The organism is Streptoverticillium reticulum (genome assembly GCF_047456005.1).
GTDB lineage: Bacteria > Actinomycetota > Actinomycetes > Streptomycetales > Streptomycetaceae > Streptomyces > Streptomyces reticulum.
Window position 1 is genome coordinate 498,329 of record NZ_CP179755.1, and the last position, 17,010, is coordinate 515,338.

Annotated in this window: 13 protein-coding genes and 2 pseudogenes; 6 read left to right on the plus strand and 9 right to left on the minus strand. The window is 69.7% G+C overall.

The features are described from left to right. Window positions 1-24 precede the first annotated feature (24 nt). From ACMATS_RS02270 to ACMATS_RS02290, 5 genes are all read right to left on the minus strand, one after another. A complete protein-coding gene (locus ACMATS_RS02270; RefSeq protein ID WP_414166664.1) occupies window positions 25-465 on the minus strand; it encodes a hypothetical protein in 441 nt (146 codons plus the stop codon). A gap of 47 nt (window positions 466-512) precedes the next feature. Continuing rightward, window positions 513-1,961, minus strand: coding sequence for an alanine/glycine:cation symporter family protein (locus ACMATS_RS02275; RefSeq protein ID WP_390780533.1), 1,449 nt, complete (start codon window positions 1,959-1,961; stop codon window positions 513-515). 157 nt (window positions 1,962-2,118) lie between these two features. Next, window positions 2,119-3,153 carry an SDR family NAD(P)-dependent oxidoreductase gene (locus ACMATS_RS02280; protein WP_414166665.1) on the minus strand — a complete coding sequence of 345 codons (1,035 nt, stop codon included), beginning with the start codon at window positions 3,151-3,153 and terminating at the stop codon, window positions 2,119-2,121. Then, window positions 3,150-4,346 (minus strand): UDP-N-acetylglucosamine--N-acetylmuramyl-(pentapeptide) pyrophosphoryl-undecaprenol N-acetylglucosamine transferase, encoded by a 1,197-nt coding sequence (locus ACMATS_RS02285; protein ID WP_414166666.1) that lies wholly within the window; start codon window positions 4,344-4,346, stop codon window positions 3,150-3,152. The genes ACMATS_RS02280 and ACMATS_RS02285 overlap by 4 nt, the downstream gene beginning before the upstream one ends. A 174-nt stretch (window positions 4,347-4,520) precedes the next feature. Continuing rightward, window positions 4,521-6,020: an IucA/IucC family protein gene (locus tag ACMATS_RS02290; protein ID WP_414166667.1), complete on the minus strand. Its 1,500-nt coding sequence runs from the start codon at window positions 6,018-6,020 to the stop codon at window positions 4,521-4,523. Between the two features lie 48 nt (window positions 6,021-6,068). Here ACMATS_RS02290 and ACMATS_RS02295 point away from each other — a divergent pair, with 48 nt between their 5' ends. Beyond that, complete coding sequence (locus ACMATS_RS02295; protein WP_414166668.1) at window positions 6,069-7,601, plus strand: IucA/IucC family protein; 1,533 nt, start codon at window positions 6,069-6,071, stop codon at window positions 7,599-7,601. Window positions 7,602-7,748: 147 nt separating this feature from the next. Here ACMATS_RS02295 and ACMATS_RS02300 read toward each other — a convergent pair whose 3' ends face one another. The 3 genes from ACMATS_RS02300 to ACMATS_RS02310 all read right to left on the minus strand — a co-directional run bounded on the left by ACMATS_RS02300 (window position 7,749) and on the right by ACMATS_RS02310 (window position 9,297). Beyond that, window positions 7,749-7,958, minus strand: coding sequence for a cold-shock protein (locus ACMATS_RS02300; RefSeq protein ID WP_390780528.1), 210 nt, complete (start codon window positions 7,956-7,958; stop codon window positions 7,749-7,751). Window positions 7,959-8,010: 52 nt separating this feature from the next. Further along, on the minus strand, window positions 8,011-8,172 hold the full coding sequence (locus ACMATS_RS02305) for a hypothetical protein (protein ID WP_414166669.1): 162 nt from the start codon (window positions 8,170-8,172) through the stop codon (window positions 8,011-8,013). 78 nt (window positions 8,173-8,250) lie between these two features. Then, the gene (locus ACMATS_RS02310; protein ID WP_414166670.1) at window positions 8,251-9,297 is read right to left on the minus strand and encodes an LCP family protein; all 1,047 of its coding nucleotides are present in this window, start codon (window positions 9,295-9,297) and stop codon (window positions 8,251-8,253) included. A gap of 604 nt (window positions 9,298-9,901) precedes the next feature. Between ACMATS_RS02310 and ACMATS_RS02315 the strand changes: the two are divergent. Both ACMATS_RS02315 and ACMATS_RS02320 read left to right on the plus strand, forming a co-directional pair. Beyond that, window positions 9,902-10,228 (plus strand): annotated as a pseudogene (locus tag ACMATS_RS02315) (transglycosylase family protein); the annotation flags it as partial. 60 nt (window positions 10,229-10,288) lie between these two features. Beyond that, window positions 10,289-10,621 (plus strand): annotated as a pseudogene (locus ACMATS_RS02320) (C40 family peptidase); the annotation flags it as partial. Between the two features lie 227 nt (window positions 10,622-10,848). On the opposite strand, the gene ACMATS_RS02325 reads toward ACMATS_RS02320, so the two are convergent. Further along, entirely contained in the window at window positions 10,849-11,169 is a 321-nt protein-coding gene (locus ACMATS_RS02325; RefSeq protein ID WP_414166671.1) for a DDE-type integrase/transposase/recombinase, read from the minus strand. 219 nt (window positions 11,170-11,388) lie between these two features. Here ACMATS_RS02325 and ACMATS_RS02330 point away from each other — a divergent pair, with 219 nt between their 5' ends. From ACMATS_RS02330 to ACMATS_RS02340, 3 genes are all read left to right on the plus strand, one after another. Beyond that, window positions 11,389-13,110: a glycosyltransferase family 2 protein gene (locus ACMATS_RS02330; RefSeq protein ID WP_414170642.1), complete on the plus strand. Its 1,722-nt coding sequence runs from the start codon at window positions 11,389-11,391 to the stop codon at window positions 13,108-13,110. A 5-nt stretch (window positions 13,111-13,115) separates the two neighbouring features. After that, window positions 13,116-15,257: a hypothetical protein gene (locus ACMATS_RS02335; RefSeq protein WP_414166672.1), complete on the plus strand. Its 2,142-nt coding sequence runs from the start codon at window positions 13,116-13,118 to the stop codon at window positions 15,255-15,257. A gap of 75 nt (window positions 15,258-15,332) precedes the next feature. Next, on the plus strand, window positions 15,333-16,961 hold the full coding sequence (locus ACMATS_RS02340; RefSeq protein ID WP_414166673.1) for a glycosyltransferase family 2 protein: 1,629 nt from the start codon (window positions 15,333-15,335) through the stop codon (window positions 16,959-16,961). Window positions 16,962-17,010 lie beyond the last annotated feature (49 nt).

Consider the following 17,010-nt stretch of genomic DNA (forward strand, 5'->3'; position numbering starts at 1 on the left):
GGGCGAACCAGCTGCAGGATCAGCTTAATCGGCCTGCGCCTCCCCCATCTTGACGCGCGCTTCCCAGGTGTCCTGGTCCGAGATGTGGACGGCGATGGGGTGTTCGTGCCACCGGGATGCCGTCGGCAGGTCGCGGATCATCTCCGGAATCTCCGGCTCGAACCGCAGGACGGCCAGGGTCTTCCAGCCGTGCGGGATCGCGTCCCACTTGTGGGCCCACTGCTGGGTCACCGCCACGACAGTGGTGGTGACCCGGACGACGTCGCTCGCGTCCGTGCGCCGGTAGCAACAGCCGTAGCTTCTGCCCACCGGAACATCCGCGTAGTTGTACGAGAGGAAGAGGGCTTCCTCGTTCACGGACAGCCGTGGGAGCGCCCGGCTGACATCCGCGAGCACCTTCTCGGTGGCGCGGCCTTCCACGAGCAGAATGCGGTGGGCGAGCGGGGTGTCCGCTTCAGCGATCATGACGTCATTATCGTGGGCATGCCAGCCACCGCCCGCCCGGGCCGGGATCACACCGGCGCAGTCGCCGGGGAACGGTCCGGCCGGGCCTCCCAGCACTCCACGCCGTCCAGGTCCGGCAGCCGGTCGCGGGTGAACACCGGGTCCAGGCCCAGCCGTCGCTGCGCGAGGTAGTCGTCCAGCAGGCGGAAGGCTATCGCCGAGAGCGGAAGGATGGCGAGGAGGTTGATCAGGGCCATGAGGCCCATGAAGACGTCCGCGAGGTTCCACACGACGCTCACCGACCCGAGCGCACCGAGGAAGACGACCACCAGGACCAGGGTGCGGTAGGCGGGCAGCACCCAGCGCCTGTCGGTCATGAACTCGATGTTGGACTGGCCGTAGTAGTAGTTGCCGATCATCGAGCTGAAGGCGAGCATGAAGACGACGAGCGTCAGGACGTGCCCGGCCCAGCCGCCCAGGGTGTCGGTGAGGGCGCTCTGAGTGAGGTCCGCACCCTGGCGTCCGCCGAGTTCGGGATTGGTCGTCAGGATGACGAAGGCTGTCATCGAGCAGATCAGCAGGGTGTCGAAGAAGACGCCCAGCGCCTGCACCAGGCCCTGCTTGACGGGGTGGGAGACCTCGGCGGCGGCGCCCGCGTTGGGGGCGGAGCCCAGGCCCGCCTCGTTGGAGAACATGCCGCGCCGGATGCCCTGCTGGATGGCGGCTCCGATGCCGCCGGCCGCCAGCTCCCGGAAGCCGAAGGCGCCGCCGACGATGTCGCCGAACACCCGGGGCAGGTCACCGAGGTTGAGCAGGACCACGGCGCTGCCGAGCAGCAGGTAGACGACGGCCATCACGGGGACCAGAACGGTGGTCACCGAGCTGATGCGCTTGACGCCGCCGAAGACCGCGAGGCCCAGAAGTGCCGCCAGGAGCAGGCCGATCGCCGGGCCGAACCACTCCGCCTCGGAGGCGGGCAGCGAGGCGGTGGCGACGCTCGTGATGGTGTTGGACTGGACGGCGTTGAAGACGAAACCGAAGGTCACGGTGATCGTGACGGCGAAGAGGACGCCGAGCCACCGCTTGCCCAGGGCGCGCTGCATGTAGTAGGCCGGGCCGCCCCGGTAGGAGCCGCCCGCCCCGCGCACCTTGTAGAGCTGGGCGAGGGCCGACTCGACGAAGGCCGAGGCGCCGCCGATGACGGCCATCATCCACATCCAGAACACCGCGCCCGCGCCGCCGAGCGTGACGGCGGTGGCGACACCGGCGATGTTGCCGGTGCCGACGCGCGCAGCAGCGGAGATCGTGAACGCGCCGAAGGACGAGACCGCCTTGCCGCCGTCCTCCCCCGGCTGCGGTTTGCCCTTGAGGACACGCAGCATCTCGGGGAACAGTCGTACCTGCACCGCTTTGGAGCGGACCGTGAAATACAGGCCCGCGCCGATCACCAGCGGGATCAGCAGGTAGGTCCAGAAGACGTCGTTGACGTCGACGATGAACGAGTCGATTGCGCTCATGGGGCGTCCTTCGGGGCGTCCGGAAGCAAAAATTCCATCAAAGCTTTGAAAAATTATTGCTTCGCATGGAGGTGTAGACCAGAGGCCCCCTCTGTGACGAATCGCACATATGGCCTGATATATCAGCACACGAGGTCAGCCGGTCCACATCCGTCCCCTACACCTGGTAGCGCTGCGGTGCGAACAGGTGGAGGTTGTCGGCGACCCAGGCCGAGGTGTGCTTCAGCCCGTCCTCCAGGGAGACCTGCGGTTCCCAGCCCGCCCATTCACGGGCGCGCGAGTTGTCGGAGAGCAGCCGCTGCACCTCGCTGCCCGCGGGCCGCAGTCGCGCCGGGTCCACGACCACCTCGGCCTCGTGTCCGGAAGCGGCGATCAGCGCCCGGGCGAGGTCGCCGATGGCGATCTCACGTCCGGTGCCCAGGTTGACCACTTCGCCGAGGGCGCGGTCGCAGTCGGCCATCGCCATGAAACCCGCCGCGGTGTCGGTGACGTAGGTGAAGTCGCGCGTGGGCGTCAGCGATCCGAGCTTGATCTCCCGTGCGCCCGAGTGGAGTTGGGCGAGGATGGTCGGGATGACGGCGCGTGCCGACTGGCGGGGACCGTAGGTGTTGAACGGGCGCACGACCGTGACGGGCAGGTCGAAGGCGTGCCGGTGCGAGAGCGCCATCATGTCCGCGCCGATCTTCGAGGCGGAGTACGGGGACTGCGGCTGGAGGGGGTGGTCCTCGCTGATGGGGGCGGTCAGGGCGGTGCCGTAGACCTCGCTGGTGGAGGTGTGCACCAGGCGGCGCACCGCGTGGCGGCGGCAGGCTTCGGCGATGTTCTCGGTGCCGACCACGTTGGTCTGGACGTAGGCGCCGGGCGAGTCGTAGCTGTAGGGGATGCCGATGAGGGCGGCGAGGTGGAAGACGGTGTCGCAGCCGGCCACGGCGTCCATCACCCGGCCCGCGTCGCGCACGTCGCCCGCCAGCATCTCGACGGGGCCGGCGGAGCCCAGGTGATGGGCGAGGTGGCCCTTTTCGGCATACGGCTTGTAGTGGACGAACGCCCGGACGTTCGCGCCCTGTTCGACGAGCAGGTCGACGAGGGTGGAGCCGATGAAGCCTTCGGCGCCGGTGACCAGGACCGTACGGCCCTTCCATGCAGGGTGCTGCGGCGTGCTCGTGCGTGCCGTCGCGGCCTGGGTGTTCATGCGGACTCCTGGAACGGGGTTGCGGTGCGGTCGGACTGGGGGTTCGCGGCCAGGTCGATGACCTTGGCGGCCAGCAGGTCGGCGGCCCGGGCATGGGTGCCGGGGTCGGCGGCGTGGCTCATGGCGGCCAGCCGGGCGGGGTTGTCGAGCAGCGGGGTGACGAGGGCGTCCAGGCTCTCGGCGCCGGTCTGTGCGTCGGGCAGCAGCAGGGCCGCGCCGACGTCCGACAGGACGCGGGCGTTGTGGGTCTGGTGGTCGCCGGGGGCGTGCGGGTACGGGACGAGGACGGCCGGCATGCCGATGGTGGCCAGTTCCGCGACGGTGGCCGAGCCGGCCCGGCACACCACCAGGTCGGCGGCCGCGTAGGCGAGGTCCATGCGGTCCAGGTAGGACACCGCCTCGGCGACGGCGTCCCCGCCCAGCGCGGCGAGCCGGGCCCGCGCCTCGTCCAGGGCCGCCGGCCCGGTCTTGATCAGAATGCGCAGGTCGGTGCGGGACCGCCGGCGGGCCGCCAGCCCGATGGCGGCCTCCGTCAGCCGTGCCGCGCCCAGGCTGCCGCCGTTGACCAGCAGCATCCGGGCGTTCCCGGGTATGCCCAACTCCCGCCGCGCCCGCTCGCGCAGTGCCGCGCGGTCCAGGCCGGCCAGCGGTCCGACCAGCGGCATGCCCACGGTCTCGGCCCGTTCGCCGCCGGTCAGATGCTCGCGGCTGCGGTCGAAGGCCAGGGCGAGGTGCGGGGTGAGCCGGGCGGCGAACTTGTTCGCGCGGCCCGGCACCGCATTGGACTCGTGCACCAGGCTCGGCAGACCCGCCATCCGGGCCCCCACGATCACCGGGGCACTCGGGTAACCGCCCATGCCGACCGCCACGTGGGCACCCTGCTCGCGCAGGATCGTCCGGCACTGGGCACCGGACTTCAGCAGTGCGGCAGGCAGCAGATAGCGTCTGGCGCCCAATGACCTGTCGAACGGAATCATGTCGACGGTGTGCAGCCGATAGCCGGCCTGGGGAATGAGCGTGGTCTCCAGTCCGCGCTCGGTCCCGACGAAGGAAACGACCGCATCGGGCACGGCCCTTCGCAATGCGTCGGCAAGTGCAAGGCCTGGATAGATATGTCCACCGGTGCCGCCCGCACCGATGACTACGGAAAGAGGGGCGCTGTGGGTCGGAGCGCCGGTCCGGTCTGTGCGCATGACCGGCACGTTGGCAGGGGAATTTGAGAAGAATTTAAGAGCCCATGACCGGCCCGTCGGCTCCGACCGAAGTGGACTCCGAAAGCAGACACGGCAATTCACCGTATGGCCGCCCCGGTCCCACTTCGCCGAAAGCACCGTTTCGACGACGGCCGACGCAGTCTGCCGGGCGCGTCACCGCGGCCACGACGTCATGGGGTTGGGCAGCAGCGCCCACCGGTCCCGTCCCGGCGCCAGCCGCATCAGCGTGAGCGCCTTCACCGGCAGCCGTTCCTCCCGGAGCGCCCGCAGGTCCTCGGTCGGGGGGAGATCCCGGGTGGCGTCCTCGAGGAGGGCGCCCAGTGCCGCGGCGTCGCCGGCCAGCGGGCCCAGCGCGCCGGTGACCAGACAGCCGAAGACCTTGCGGCGCAGGACGCAGGGGTCGTCGTTCAGCAGCCGGCCGGTCAGCGGCGGCGCCGGGAAGCCGTGCCGGGCCAGCCGGGCCGGGCTGATGCGGATGTCGGCGAGGTCGCGGTAGACCAGCCGCCGGGTCCGGCCCCCGGCGTCGACGACGGCGAGGAGGTTCTGTCCGTGCCCCTCCACGGCCACCCCGAGGTCGAGCAGTTCCAGGCAGACCCCCAGGGCCAGCCGCGCGAACCCGGTGATCCGCTCCCGGCGCTCCGCGGGCGCGAGCGGCGCGAAGAGCGCGGGCAACTCGGCCACGGGCACGACCTGTTCCCCCGCGCCTGCGCAGGCGTACGGCGACTCCCGCAGCACCGCCGCCAGATCCGGCGTGCCGGCCCCGGCCGCCGCCAGCGTGCGGGCGATGTGCAGCCGGCCCTCCAGGCGGTCCGCGACGCGCGCGGCGACCTCGGAGGTGGCCGGCGCGTTCTCCACCGAGTAGGCGGAGATGTCCCGCACGGCGGAGGTGATCTGGGTGCTCAGGGCGGTCTTGACGTGCACGTCACCGCCGAGGTCGAGCGAGCGCAGGGCCAGCAGCGGACGGGCCTGCGGGCCGGGGAGCAGCGTGCGGCCGGTCAGGACGTGCCGGGCCTGCCAGGGGTGCACCGGGATCAACACGGCCTCGCCGTCCCGCAGTTGCCGCGGCCACGGGCCCCGCACCATGGCACCCGTGACCGGTGCCAGCCGCAGGCTCACCACCGCCCGGTGCTCCGGTGCGTACGCCAGCTGTTCGGCGGCCGAGAAGCCGGGCCGGGACCGGCAGGTGGGGTGGTAGGGGTGGCCGTCCGGCGACCGCTGCTCCCACTCCCACGGAGCCGCGGGCGGGCCCACGGGGCGGGGCGTCGTGCGGGACAGTGCCAAGGAGGCGACGCTGTGGTCCAGTTCGGCGGCCAGCCGCTCTCCGCCGGGCACGGCCAGGGCCGTCAGCAGCCGGGCCGGATGGTCGTACGGGCGACCGTCCAGCGCCAGGACGTCGACTTCCGTGCCCGTCGCCCAGGGGTCCGACGGCGGGCCGTGCAACCGCCGCCCGTCCGCCAGATGCAGCGTGACACCGTCACGCCCGACGGCCCGGTCCGCGACCCAGGGCAGCGGCTCGTGGACCAGCCCCCGCCACAGCCGCGCCAGCACCGCCGCCCGCGCCACGGGCAGCACGGTGTCGTACGCGGCCGCCAACTCCGGGCGCACGTTGTCCAGTTCCTTCGCAAGGTCCCGCTCGGCATCAGTGCGACACACGCGCGTGTCCTACCGCATTCGAACACCTCCCACACATACTGACGGGCGATGAATGATGCAGCCCGGACAGCCGACGCACTGGCCGTCGCACCGTTGCTCAACTGCCTGCTCCGCGAAGCAGCCGCACCCGCCGGGGAACCGGCCGCCGGCCGCACCGTCCACCGCCTGCGCGTCAGCGGCCGGCTGCTGCGCGTCCGCACCGGCCACCGGCCCTCCGCGCCCGAACTGTGGACCGGCACGACCTGGCAGCCGCTGTGCCACTCCGGCCTCGTCGAGGTGGCCGTGCAGGAGATGCGTGCCGTCACCGGGCGCTCCAACGCCGCCCTGGCCGCCGAGATGGCCGCCAGTCGCGCGGCCGTGGAAGCCCTCCTCGCCGCCCGCGCCCGTACCGTGCCGCCCGGTGATCCGTGGCTGCGCTCCGAACAGGCGCTGGTCATGGGCCATCCCTACCACCCGGCTCCCAAGGCCCGCACCGGCGGCGGCCCGCCCGGTGCCTGGCTGCGCTACGCCCCCGAGGCGTACGGCCGCTTCCCGCTCGTCCTGCTGGGCGTGCGGGAGGACGCCGTGATCGACGACGGCGACACCCGTGCCCTGGACGCCCTGGGCCAGGCCCCGCCCGGCTACCGGCTGCTGCCCGCCCACCCCTGGCAGCTCGGCCTGACCCGCCGCCTGCCCGCCGTGCGCGCCGCCTTCGCCGGGGGCCGCCTGGTCCGGCTGGGCAGCACGCCCTGGGAGGCCAGGGCCACGTCCTCGGTCCGCACGGTCCACGTCCCCGGAAGCCCCGAACGCCCCGGGCGGGCCCGGGACCTGTTCCTGAAGTTCAGCCTGGAGGTGCAGATCACCAACGACGTCCGGCGGATACGGCCGCACGAACTCCGCCACGTGAGCCGCACCGACCCGCTGGTGGCCGCCGCCTTCCGGGCCATGGGCGGCCCCGCGGCCTGGCTCGGCGAGCGCGGGCACCGCACGGTCCGCGGCCTGGAGGAGACGTTCCCCGTCCTCGTCCGCGACGGCCTGGACGGCCGCCTGGTCCCGGGCGCCACGGCCGTGCTGGCCGCCGCCCTCCCCGAGGGCTTCGACGGCAGCCCCCTCGACCGTCTCACCGACCCGCTGCCCTGGTGGTCGGCCTACCTGGGCCGGGTCGTCCCGCCCGTGCTGGAGGCCTGGACCCGCCACGGCGTCGCGGTCGAGTGCCATCTCCAGAACACCCTGATCGCCGTCGACGCGGACGGCACCCCCGTCCAGGCCGTCTTCCGCGACACCGAGGGCGCCAGAGTGGTCCCCGAGACGCCCCGCGCGGCCGCTGCGCAGCGCCTGGCCTACTGCCTGGTGGTCAACAACCTCACCGAGATCGCGAACGCCCTGGCCCACTGCTTCCCCCGGTCCGCGGACGCGCTGTGGCCCCTCGCGCGGCGGGAGTTGGCGCGGTACGAGAAGGAGCTCGGCCTCCCGGGGGCCACCGCGCTCCTCACCACGCCGACGGTACCGGGCAAGGCCAGCCTCCTGTCCCGGTGGATCGACGCGGACGGCACCGCCCCCTGCTATCTGCCGATCCCGAATCCCCTGGCCGTGCGGCCGTGAGAAGGGGGGGCAGGAATCAGCGTGCGCCGTCAGTGCTCGTTGACGCAGGTGGTCTGGTCGAAGGCCGCGACGAGCGGGGCTCCGCACAGGGCGATGCCGTGCAGGCCGAGGCCTGCACGGCACTGCGCGTGCGTCGGGGAGGGGCGCCTACTGCTCGAGGACGATGACGTTCTCGGCCTGCGGTCCCTTCGCTCCCTGCACCAGGTCGTATTCGACTCTGTCGTTGTCCATGAGGGATTTGAAGCCCTGGGACTGAATAGCGGAGAAGTGCACGAAGACGTCCGGCCCGCCGTCGTCCTGGCTGATGAATCCGAATCCCTTGTCCGCGTTGAACCATTTCACGGTCCCTGTCGCCATCGCACATCCTTCACGCTGGGTGTTCGCTGCTCGATCGGTGCTTCCCCTGAATTCATGTCCGTCGGGCGGCCCGCGTCAAGTCCGCCACGCCCCGGAAGCCTCCGGGGGCGGTCACGAGATCGCGGGCCGGACGCAGGGCGCGGCGCTCCACGGCGGCGCGGCGGGCCGGGTCGCCGGCACAGGTCTTCCACCGCTGCACGCCCGCAGACCCCACAAGCACACGGTATCGCTCAGGACATCCCCTGACACCGAAGGCCGACTGCCCGCCCCGGCCCGAGAACGCCGGAACCCGTCAGGGGGTACGGTCACCCAGGCGGTCGAGGGTGTGGCTGTCGACGTACTGCGCCATGGTGTCCTCTGCCATCGCGTCCCACAGCCCCTGGCCGGCTTCCCGGTCCAGATGGACGACCGACTGCCCGCTCACCATGCCCGTACCGGTCACCGGCGCGTTCATGAACACCATGCCCGCCCACTTGACCCCCTTCAGGTCCCAGGCGAGGCCTCGGATATCGCTGTCGGAGAGCCGGTCGTCCACACTGACCGTCTCGGTAACCGCATCCAGCAGCTTCTTCCACCGGAACGGGTCCGTGACGGAACCGCTGGAGAGCAGCTTGCTGAACACCGAACGCAGATAGTTCTGCTGACGATGTGTCCGGTCCAGGTCACCGCGTGGGAGGTTCTTCCTGGCCCGCACATACGACAAGGCCTCCTCACCGCTCATGTGCCGCTTGCTCCCATCCGCCATGGGAATGTCAGCACCCCCCAGCGCATCGGTCAGCTTCGTGAAGCCACTCCAGTCCAGCACCGCGAAGTGATCCACCCGCACACCGGTCAGACGCTGCACCGTATCGATCAGCAACGGGGGACCACCCCACGAAAATGCGGCATTGAGCTTGGCGTTCCCGTGCCCGGGAACATCCACCCACGAGTCACGGGGCAGGGAAACAGCAAAAGCACCCGAGCGGTCCTCAGGAAGGTGCACCAGCATCATCGTGTCACTGCGCTGCATCCCTTCCTTCCACAGTGGACCCTGCGCGTCCGTCCCCGTGGTCGGAAGATCCGAGCGCGCGTCGAGCCCGGCGAACAGGAACGTCACCCCGCCCTTGCCCGATGCCGGCTGCGGCACACCGGTGGGGAACACCCCGGGTATACGCCCGATCCTCCCGGTGTAGTGGTCAACCGCCCACCACGCAGCCCCTGCGGTCATGACGGTACCTGTCAGCAGAAGAGCCAGCGCTCCCAGCAGGACACGCCGGGCGCGGGGTCGGCGGCGGGCGTGCACCGCTGCGCTGACCGAACTTTTCATCGTGGTGGCTCCCTCGAAGCGGCCGGTGAACATGTGCCGCTAGAACAAGGCACGGTTGGCACACATTAGGCAGACCTAATCCTGGTAACTTTCAGCGAAAGTTGACGGCCGGAATCTCTTGCAGCTTCAACAGCTGCAACGGCACTCGCCGACGGTACTCACGCCGGCTCTGCGGACACGACCTCACCGTCAAACAGGGACCCGGAACCCGGGTACGCAACCGGCTCCGACTCCCCCGTCGCGAGAGGACGCGCCCAAAGGCACTCGCCGTCCCGGTGATCCAGCGATGCGGATCAGCATCATCCCGGCACGGGCAGACCGAAAGACACCCCGACGCTCACCAAAGCCCCTCGCCTAAGGCGTGCCGAGGTCAACCTTTGTCGTCTCTCGCACAACTCGTGCACTCGCAGACTCGGATACGGCGCAGTGCAGCGGCCGTGACGCGCCGGGTTTGCCCCGACGGCTACATGCCCAAGGGCAGCCCTGGCCTCGCTCAGAGTCTGCGCCGGCCAGGCGCAACTCGCAGGCGGCCGCCTCACTTGCTCCGCCACCAGCCCGCATCCCCAAGAAGGAGACCTCCGTGCCCTCGCCCAGCAGACTCAACCGCCTCCGGCCGTACGCACTGCCCGCCCTCGTCATGTTCGCTGCCGCGTCTCTCATCGGCTACTGCGGCACCGATTCCGCACAGGCCGCGACCGTCTCGACCTGGGACAAGGTCGCCGACTGCGAGAGCAGCGGCAACTGGAAGATCAACACCGGCAACGGCTTCTTCGGCGGCCTGCAGTTCACCCAGAGCACCTGGGAGGAGTTCGGAGGCAGCCAGTATGCAGCCCGAGCCGATCTCGCCACCAAGGAACAGCAGATCGCCATCGCCGAAAACGTGCTCGCCTCCCAGGGGCCGGGTGCATGGCCGGTGTGCTCGGCCAAGGCCGGGCTGGCCCAGGGCGGCCCCGCCCCCGAGCTGGGCAGCCTGAAAACCAGCGCGATCGTTGACGTGGCCCTGGCCCAGGTCGGCCTTCCCTACGTTTGGGGCGGCGGAAACACCGACGGCCCCACTCAAGGCGGGTTCGACTGCTCAGGCCTGACCACCTACGCCGTCCACCAGGCCACCGACGGGGCGGTCACCCTCCCGCGCACCACGCAGGAACAGCGCCACGCCGGGCAGCCCGTGGAACGCAAGGACATACAGCCCGGCGACCTCATCGTGTTCGACAACGACGGCAACTGGGGACACGTCGGCATCTACATCGGCGACGACAAGATGGTCCACGCCCCCCACCCCGGCAAAACCGTGGAAACCACCGAACTCGGCGACTACTGGGAACAGTTCCCCTGGGACATCCGCCGCGTGGCCTGACCCGCCCGGGCATCGTCCCGCGCCTGTCACCGCCTCGCACGCAACGCCCCCGAACCCACTACACGCGAAGAACCCTCTCCATGTCCACGCCTGCACTTCCTTTCCACGCGTTGCTTGCCCGTGCCATCGGCTCCCGCCTGACACGTCACGTCACCCGGCGTACCCGCTCCACGCCGGGGGCGTGCTGAGCGCCTCACGTTTTCCGGACAGGGCTTCGACCGGCCTTTTCAGGAGACGCGCCCGTTCTCCAGAACAGCAAAGAATGATTCGGCCATGACATTGCCGAAACAGATTCCGGTACGCCCGGAGGAACGTCGCAGCCCGAGTTCCCTCAGGACGCCTGAATACTCGACCGACATACATTCACTTCCTCTGTCGGAGTGAAATATCACCCCCTTCATGAGTTTCCTGCTGCGGGCCGAATTACGGTTGCCCCGGAACATCAGAGGAGTTTGACAATGGTCGTCCATCGCGTAGCCGATGACCTCCTTCGTGCAGCAGTCGATATCGGTTGCCAGATACACAGCCTCGAACGTGCCACTTGCCACTTCTGCGCCTTCCTCGCCGAAGAGGAACCGGGCAGTGGGGAACCCACGGAATGTGGTGTCTACTTTCGATGTTGGCCGTGTACCTTCACGGGGCTGTGGCCTGGGGGTGATCCGTAGCGTTGTGTGTGTGGGGGGGGTGACCCGGTCGCTTGCGTCCAGGTGTTCCTTTTCTCTTCCCACGGCCGCATCGACGGCTGTTCGACCGCCGAAGGCTGCACGATGTTTCCTTCCGTACCTCCTGCGGATGTGGCACATGAGAGTGAGACGGTGCCTGATGTGTCAGTGGTCATGGCGGTCTTCAATGCCATGCCATATCTGACCGAGTGCCTTCAGTCGATCGTGACCCAGACCCTTGGGATGGAGTGCATCGAGGTCATCGCCGTCAACGACGGTTCCACCGATGGCAGTGGTGCCGAACTCGACCGATACGCGGCCCTCCACCCCCAGATCCACGTCATTCACCAGGCAAACTCCGGCGGCCCCAGCCAGCCCCGCAACCGCGCCCTGGACCTCGCCCGCGGCCGCTACACCTTCGTCGTCGACGCCGACGACTATCTCGGCCCCGAAGCCTTCCAGCGCCTGGTGGCCATGGCCGACACCCAGCACAGTGACATCGTCCTGGCCAAGCATGTGGGTGTGAACCGGCCGGTGTCGGTGAAGGCGTACCAGCACGCTGAGCACGTGGACTTGTTCACCTCTGAGGTGTACCGGACGCTGAATTCAATAAAGTTGATTCGGCGTGAGCTTCTGGAGCGTGAGAGGATCCGTTTTCCCGAGGATCTGTGGCTGGGTGAGGACCAGTTGTTCATGACGCAGGCGTATCTGGCTGCCGGGACGATTTCTGTGGTCGGCGACTACGACTGCTATTTCGCCTGCAGGCGTGACGGCGGTACGCCGCTGACGTCGCGGCCGAAGACACCGGGTGAGCGGATCGCTCATATCGAGCGGGTCATGCGGCTGGTTGCGGACCGGGTGGAGGATCCGGTGGGGCGGCGGAGGATGCTGGCCAGGCATTTCCGTGCTCTGGTCGATAAGGTCGTGGTTCCCGTGGTGCGCTCACCTCGCTTCGAGGGCGCCTACCGCCAGGAGACACTCGAGCGCGCGATGGCTGTGTGCCGGCAGTGGTGGGACGAGGACATGGCAGGCGAGCTGTCTGCCCCCGCCCGCGTGACCCTGCACTGCTTCCTGCAGGACAAGACGGACATGCTCGAGGTGCTCGCCCGCCACGACGCCCGGCGTGAGGCGCCGGAGAAGGCGGTCATCGGCGGCCGTGTCTATCTGCGGCTGCCCGGGTTCAAGGACGAAACGGCCGGTATCCCGGACGAGTTGTTCGATGTCACCCACACCCTGCAGGTGGTGCACCGACTGGACCGTATGGCCTGGCGGGGGACGAGAGTGCATCTGGCCGGCCACGCCTACATAGAGGGGCTGATGAGCGGGTACCGCGGCACGGAGCTGGTCCTGCGGGAGCGTGGGACGCGCCTGGAGCACCATGTGCCCGTCGAGCTGCAAGCCACCCCCCATCTGGCCTCCGGCCCCCACCCCGACGCCGACGGTCTCGACCGCGGCACGGCCGGTTTCGCCGTGGAGGTCGATCTGCGCACGGTGGCCGGCGGCGGGCCGGTCACTGCGGGGACATGGGATGTGCTGCTGCGCGTTCATGCCCAGGGGGTGAGCAGACGCGTGCGGATCGGGAGTGCGCGCTCGGCCTCCTTCGACGCCACCGCCCGCAGGCCGCTGATCATTGCCCCTGCCGGCAGGGGAGCGAAGACCGCTCTGGTGGCGACGGTGTTCTTCACCCGACCTCACGGCAATCTCAGCCTGGAGGTGGCCCGCCGCCTCCCCCTGCCCAGCGCCCCCGCCGAACCTGCTGAGCGACATCCCCGCCGCTGGCCGGCGCGCCTGGCCCCTCGCCGCCGTCGCACCGCGGGACGGGGGTGAACATCGTGCTGTCGACCGTCCTGCGGCATTCCGAGGTGGAGCAGGCCCGGAATCTTCCGGTCGTGCTGATACTCCTGCTGTGCCAGCCCGTCCTGCTGGTGGCCGCCGCCGGCGCCTCCACGCAAACCTATGCGGCCGCTGTGGTGGCCGGTTTCGCTGCCGATGTCCACCTGCACCGCGCGGAGCCGGCATGTCTGCGCCTGCTGGGCCGCCTCAAGTACGGGCTGAGCACCCGCACCGTCATCCGCCACACCTCCCTGCTGGTCCTTCTCCCGGCCGCAGGTGCACCGCGCGCCGCTCTGTTGGACCTGACCGTGGCGCTGGTGGTCTTGAACATGCTGCGCCTCGGCCATCTGTTCCTGTGTGCTTTCGTCCAGCGGCGTCGTTCCCTGCCCGCGCGGGTACGCAACCTCGACCTCAGCGCCCTTGGCATGCCCGCGCCCCCGCCCGCCCTGGCCTTCCGCCGCCGCGCGGTCAAGCTCCTGCTGCACCTGGACCTGCTCGTCATGGCCGGCGGATTCGCCGCCCTGGCCACCGAGCAGTGGAGCCACGCCCTCCTGGGCTGCGGAGCAGCCATCGTGCTCACCACCGGCGCACTCCTGGCGATGCTCCCCACCGTGGTGCGGTGCCGCCGCGTCCCCTCCCATGCCAAGGTCTTCGCCCTGCTCAACGCCAAGCTCGCCGCCTACCGCCCCCAGGTGGTCCTCTACTTCAGCTACGCCGCCGGCTCGCGGGACTCCGCCTACCAGGTCAACATGTGGCTGGAGACCCTCGCCCGCCTGGACCAGCGCCCGCTGATCCTCCTGCGCGAGGTCACCACGTTGCGCTTCCTCGCCTACACCCCCCTGCCGGTGGTGTGCATTCCCCGGGCCGATGACCTCAGCCTGCTGGACCTGCCCGAAGCCCGCGTGATCCTCTATCCGGCCAACGCCGGCAAGAACGTGCACATGCTGCGCATGGCCGAGGCCCAGCACGTCTTCATCGGCCACGGCGACAGCGACAAGCTCGCCAGCAGCAACCGGGTCAGCAAGGTCTACGACCAGATCTGGGTCGCCGGCCAGGCCGGACAGGACCGCTACACCCGTATACGGCACGCCGTCGACACCGCTGCCATCGTCCAGGTCGGCCGCCCCCAGCTCACCTCGGTCACCCCCGCATCCCCACTGCCCACCGGTCGTGCCACCACCGTGCTGTACGCGCCTACCTGGGAGGGATGGACCGAGGACCCCTACCACACCTCGCTCGTGCTGATGGGCCCGAAGATCATCCGCATGCTCCTCAACCACCCCGACCCGGTCCGCATTCTCTACCGGCCCCACCCCCTGACCGGCAAGCGCTCGGCAGCCGCGACAGCCGCACACCGCAAGATCACTGCCCTGCTGGCATCCGCCAACCACGCCGCCGACCGCCACCAGCACGCCCACGGCGACCACACCAGCCACCGGGTCACGCAGGCCGAGGGCGACACCCAGCTCGCCCGCCTCGAACACCGCATGGACGCCCTGAGGAACTGGACCGTGGCAGGCGTCTACGGCCTGTGGCGCAAGGACCGCCATGCCCTCGCCCACCCGCCCCGGGACCGCTGGGCCGACCTGCAGCACGAATGGAACCGCATCTTCTGGCAGTCCCGAGGATCCCGCCACCAGGTCCTGACGGGCCAACTGCCCACACTCCACGACTGCTTCAACGAAGCCGACCTGCTCATCAGCGACGTCTCCAGCGTCGTCTCCGACTTCCTCGCCAGCGTCAAGCCCTACGCCGTCACCAACCCCCAGGGCATGGACGACGAACTCTTCCGCACCCACAACCCCGCAGCATCCGCCGCCTACCTCCTGGGCCCCTCCTGCGAAACCCTCCAGGACTGCCTGGCAGCCGCCCGCTCAGCCGCCGACGACCCCCGCGCACCCCGCCGCCAGACTCTCAAGCACTACCTGCTCGGCGCAGCAGACCCCATGGCCCGCTTCAACGACGCCGTCAACACCCTCGCCCGCCAGGCCACCGAGGCCTACCCCCCGGGCGCTGTCGCCGAACCCGTGACCGCCAACCCCTTCACCCAACCCCCCGCCCGCCCGGCACCACCCCCATCCCCCCAGCCCGCACCCGCACCCGCAGCACCCTGCAACACCCCCGCCCCTCAACCCACTTGACCCTCACCCCCACACCCGCCCACAACACCGCGGTCCGCCACCCCGCCCCCGTCCGCCGAAAGCACCTCTCCTGCCGTGAACACCCAGCCCCCCGCCCCCGCACAAACCCCCGACATCACCATCATCATGGCCGTCTACAACGCCATGCCCTACCTGTCCGAGTGCCTGCAGTCGATCGTCACCCAGACCCTGGGCATGGAGAAGATCGAGGTCATCGCCGTCGATGACGGCTCCACCGACAACAGCGGCACCGAACTGGACCGCTACGCCGACCGCTACCCCCAGGTCCGCGTCATCCACCAGACAAACTCCGGCGGCCCCAGCCAGCCCCGCAACCGCGCCCTGGACCTCGCCCGCGGCCGCTACACCTTCGTCGTCGACGCCGACGACTACCTCGGCCGCGAAAGCCTCCAGCGCCTGGTGGCCATGGCCGATGAACAGCACAGCGACATCGTCCTGGCCAAACTCGTCGGACTCGGCCGCGCCGTCTCCGACAAAGCCCACCGCCACGCCCCCCGCGCCGACCTGTACACCTCCGAGGTCTACCGGACCCTGCACAGCGCCAAGCTCATGCGCCGCAGCATGCTCGAACGCGAACACATCCGCTACCCCGAAGACCTCTGGTTCGGCGAGGACCAGCTCTTCGTCACCGCCGCCTACCTCGCCGCCCGGACCATCTCCGTCGTCGGCGACTACGACTGCTACTACCTGCGCCTGCGCGAGGACGGCGGCAACATCACCTCACGCCGCAAAAACGCCGACGAAACCGTCCAGCACATCGAACGCGTCATGACGATGATCGCCGACCGCGTCACCGACCCCACCGGCCGCCGCAGACTCCTCGGCCGCCACTTCCGCGCCCTGATCGACAAGGCCATCGTCCCCGCCGTACGCCAGCAGACCACCGACCCCGACTACAGCCACGACGTCCTCAAGCGGTGCCGGACCCTGTGCGAGACCCACTACACCCCCGACATCACACAAGAGCTCTCCCAACTCGCCCGCATACGCCTCCACGCCTTCCAGCACCGCAAAGACCACGCACTGACCACCCTGGCGCACTACAACCCCCGTCACCACCACCCCGACACCCTCGTCGACCAAGGCCGCATGTACCGCCGCTACCCCCTCTTCCGCGACCCCGGCGCCGGCCTGCCCGACCATCTCTACGACATCACCGACACTCTCCGTACCCCCCATCGCCTCGACCACATCCAATGGCGCAGCACCTCCACCCTGCGCCTCACCGGTCACGCCTACATCGACACCCTCGAAACCCGCCACATGGCCACCGAAATCACCCTGCTCAACCGGCAGACACAGCAAGAACACCGCATCCCCGCCGCCACCCGCGCAACCCCCCACCTCGCCACTCCCGAAGGAACCCGCCACCCCGACCACAGCCTCGCCGGCTTCACCGCCGACATCGACCTGCGCACCCTCGACGCCGGCAGTCCCATCACCCACGGCACTTGGGACCTCTTCCTCGACGTACGGGCCGAAGGAGTACTGCGCACTGTGCGCTTCGGTCGGTTCCAGGAAGACGGCCTCGACACCCTCGCACGACGGCCGCAAGTCATCGTCCCGGCCGACGAGGACGGCCTGGAGCTCACGGTCTCCGTCTTCTACACCCACGGATGGAACAACCTCAGCCTCGAAGTAGCACAACGCCGCCCCCTGCCCGCCCCTGCAGACACTGCGTAGCTGCCCCTCCTGCCCACACACACGCTCTGCCACCCCACCCTGCACGTGA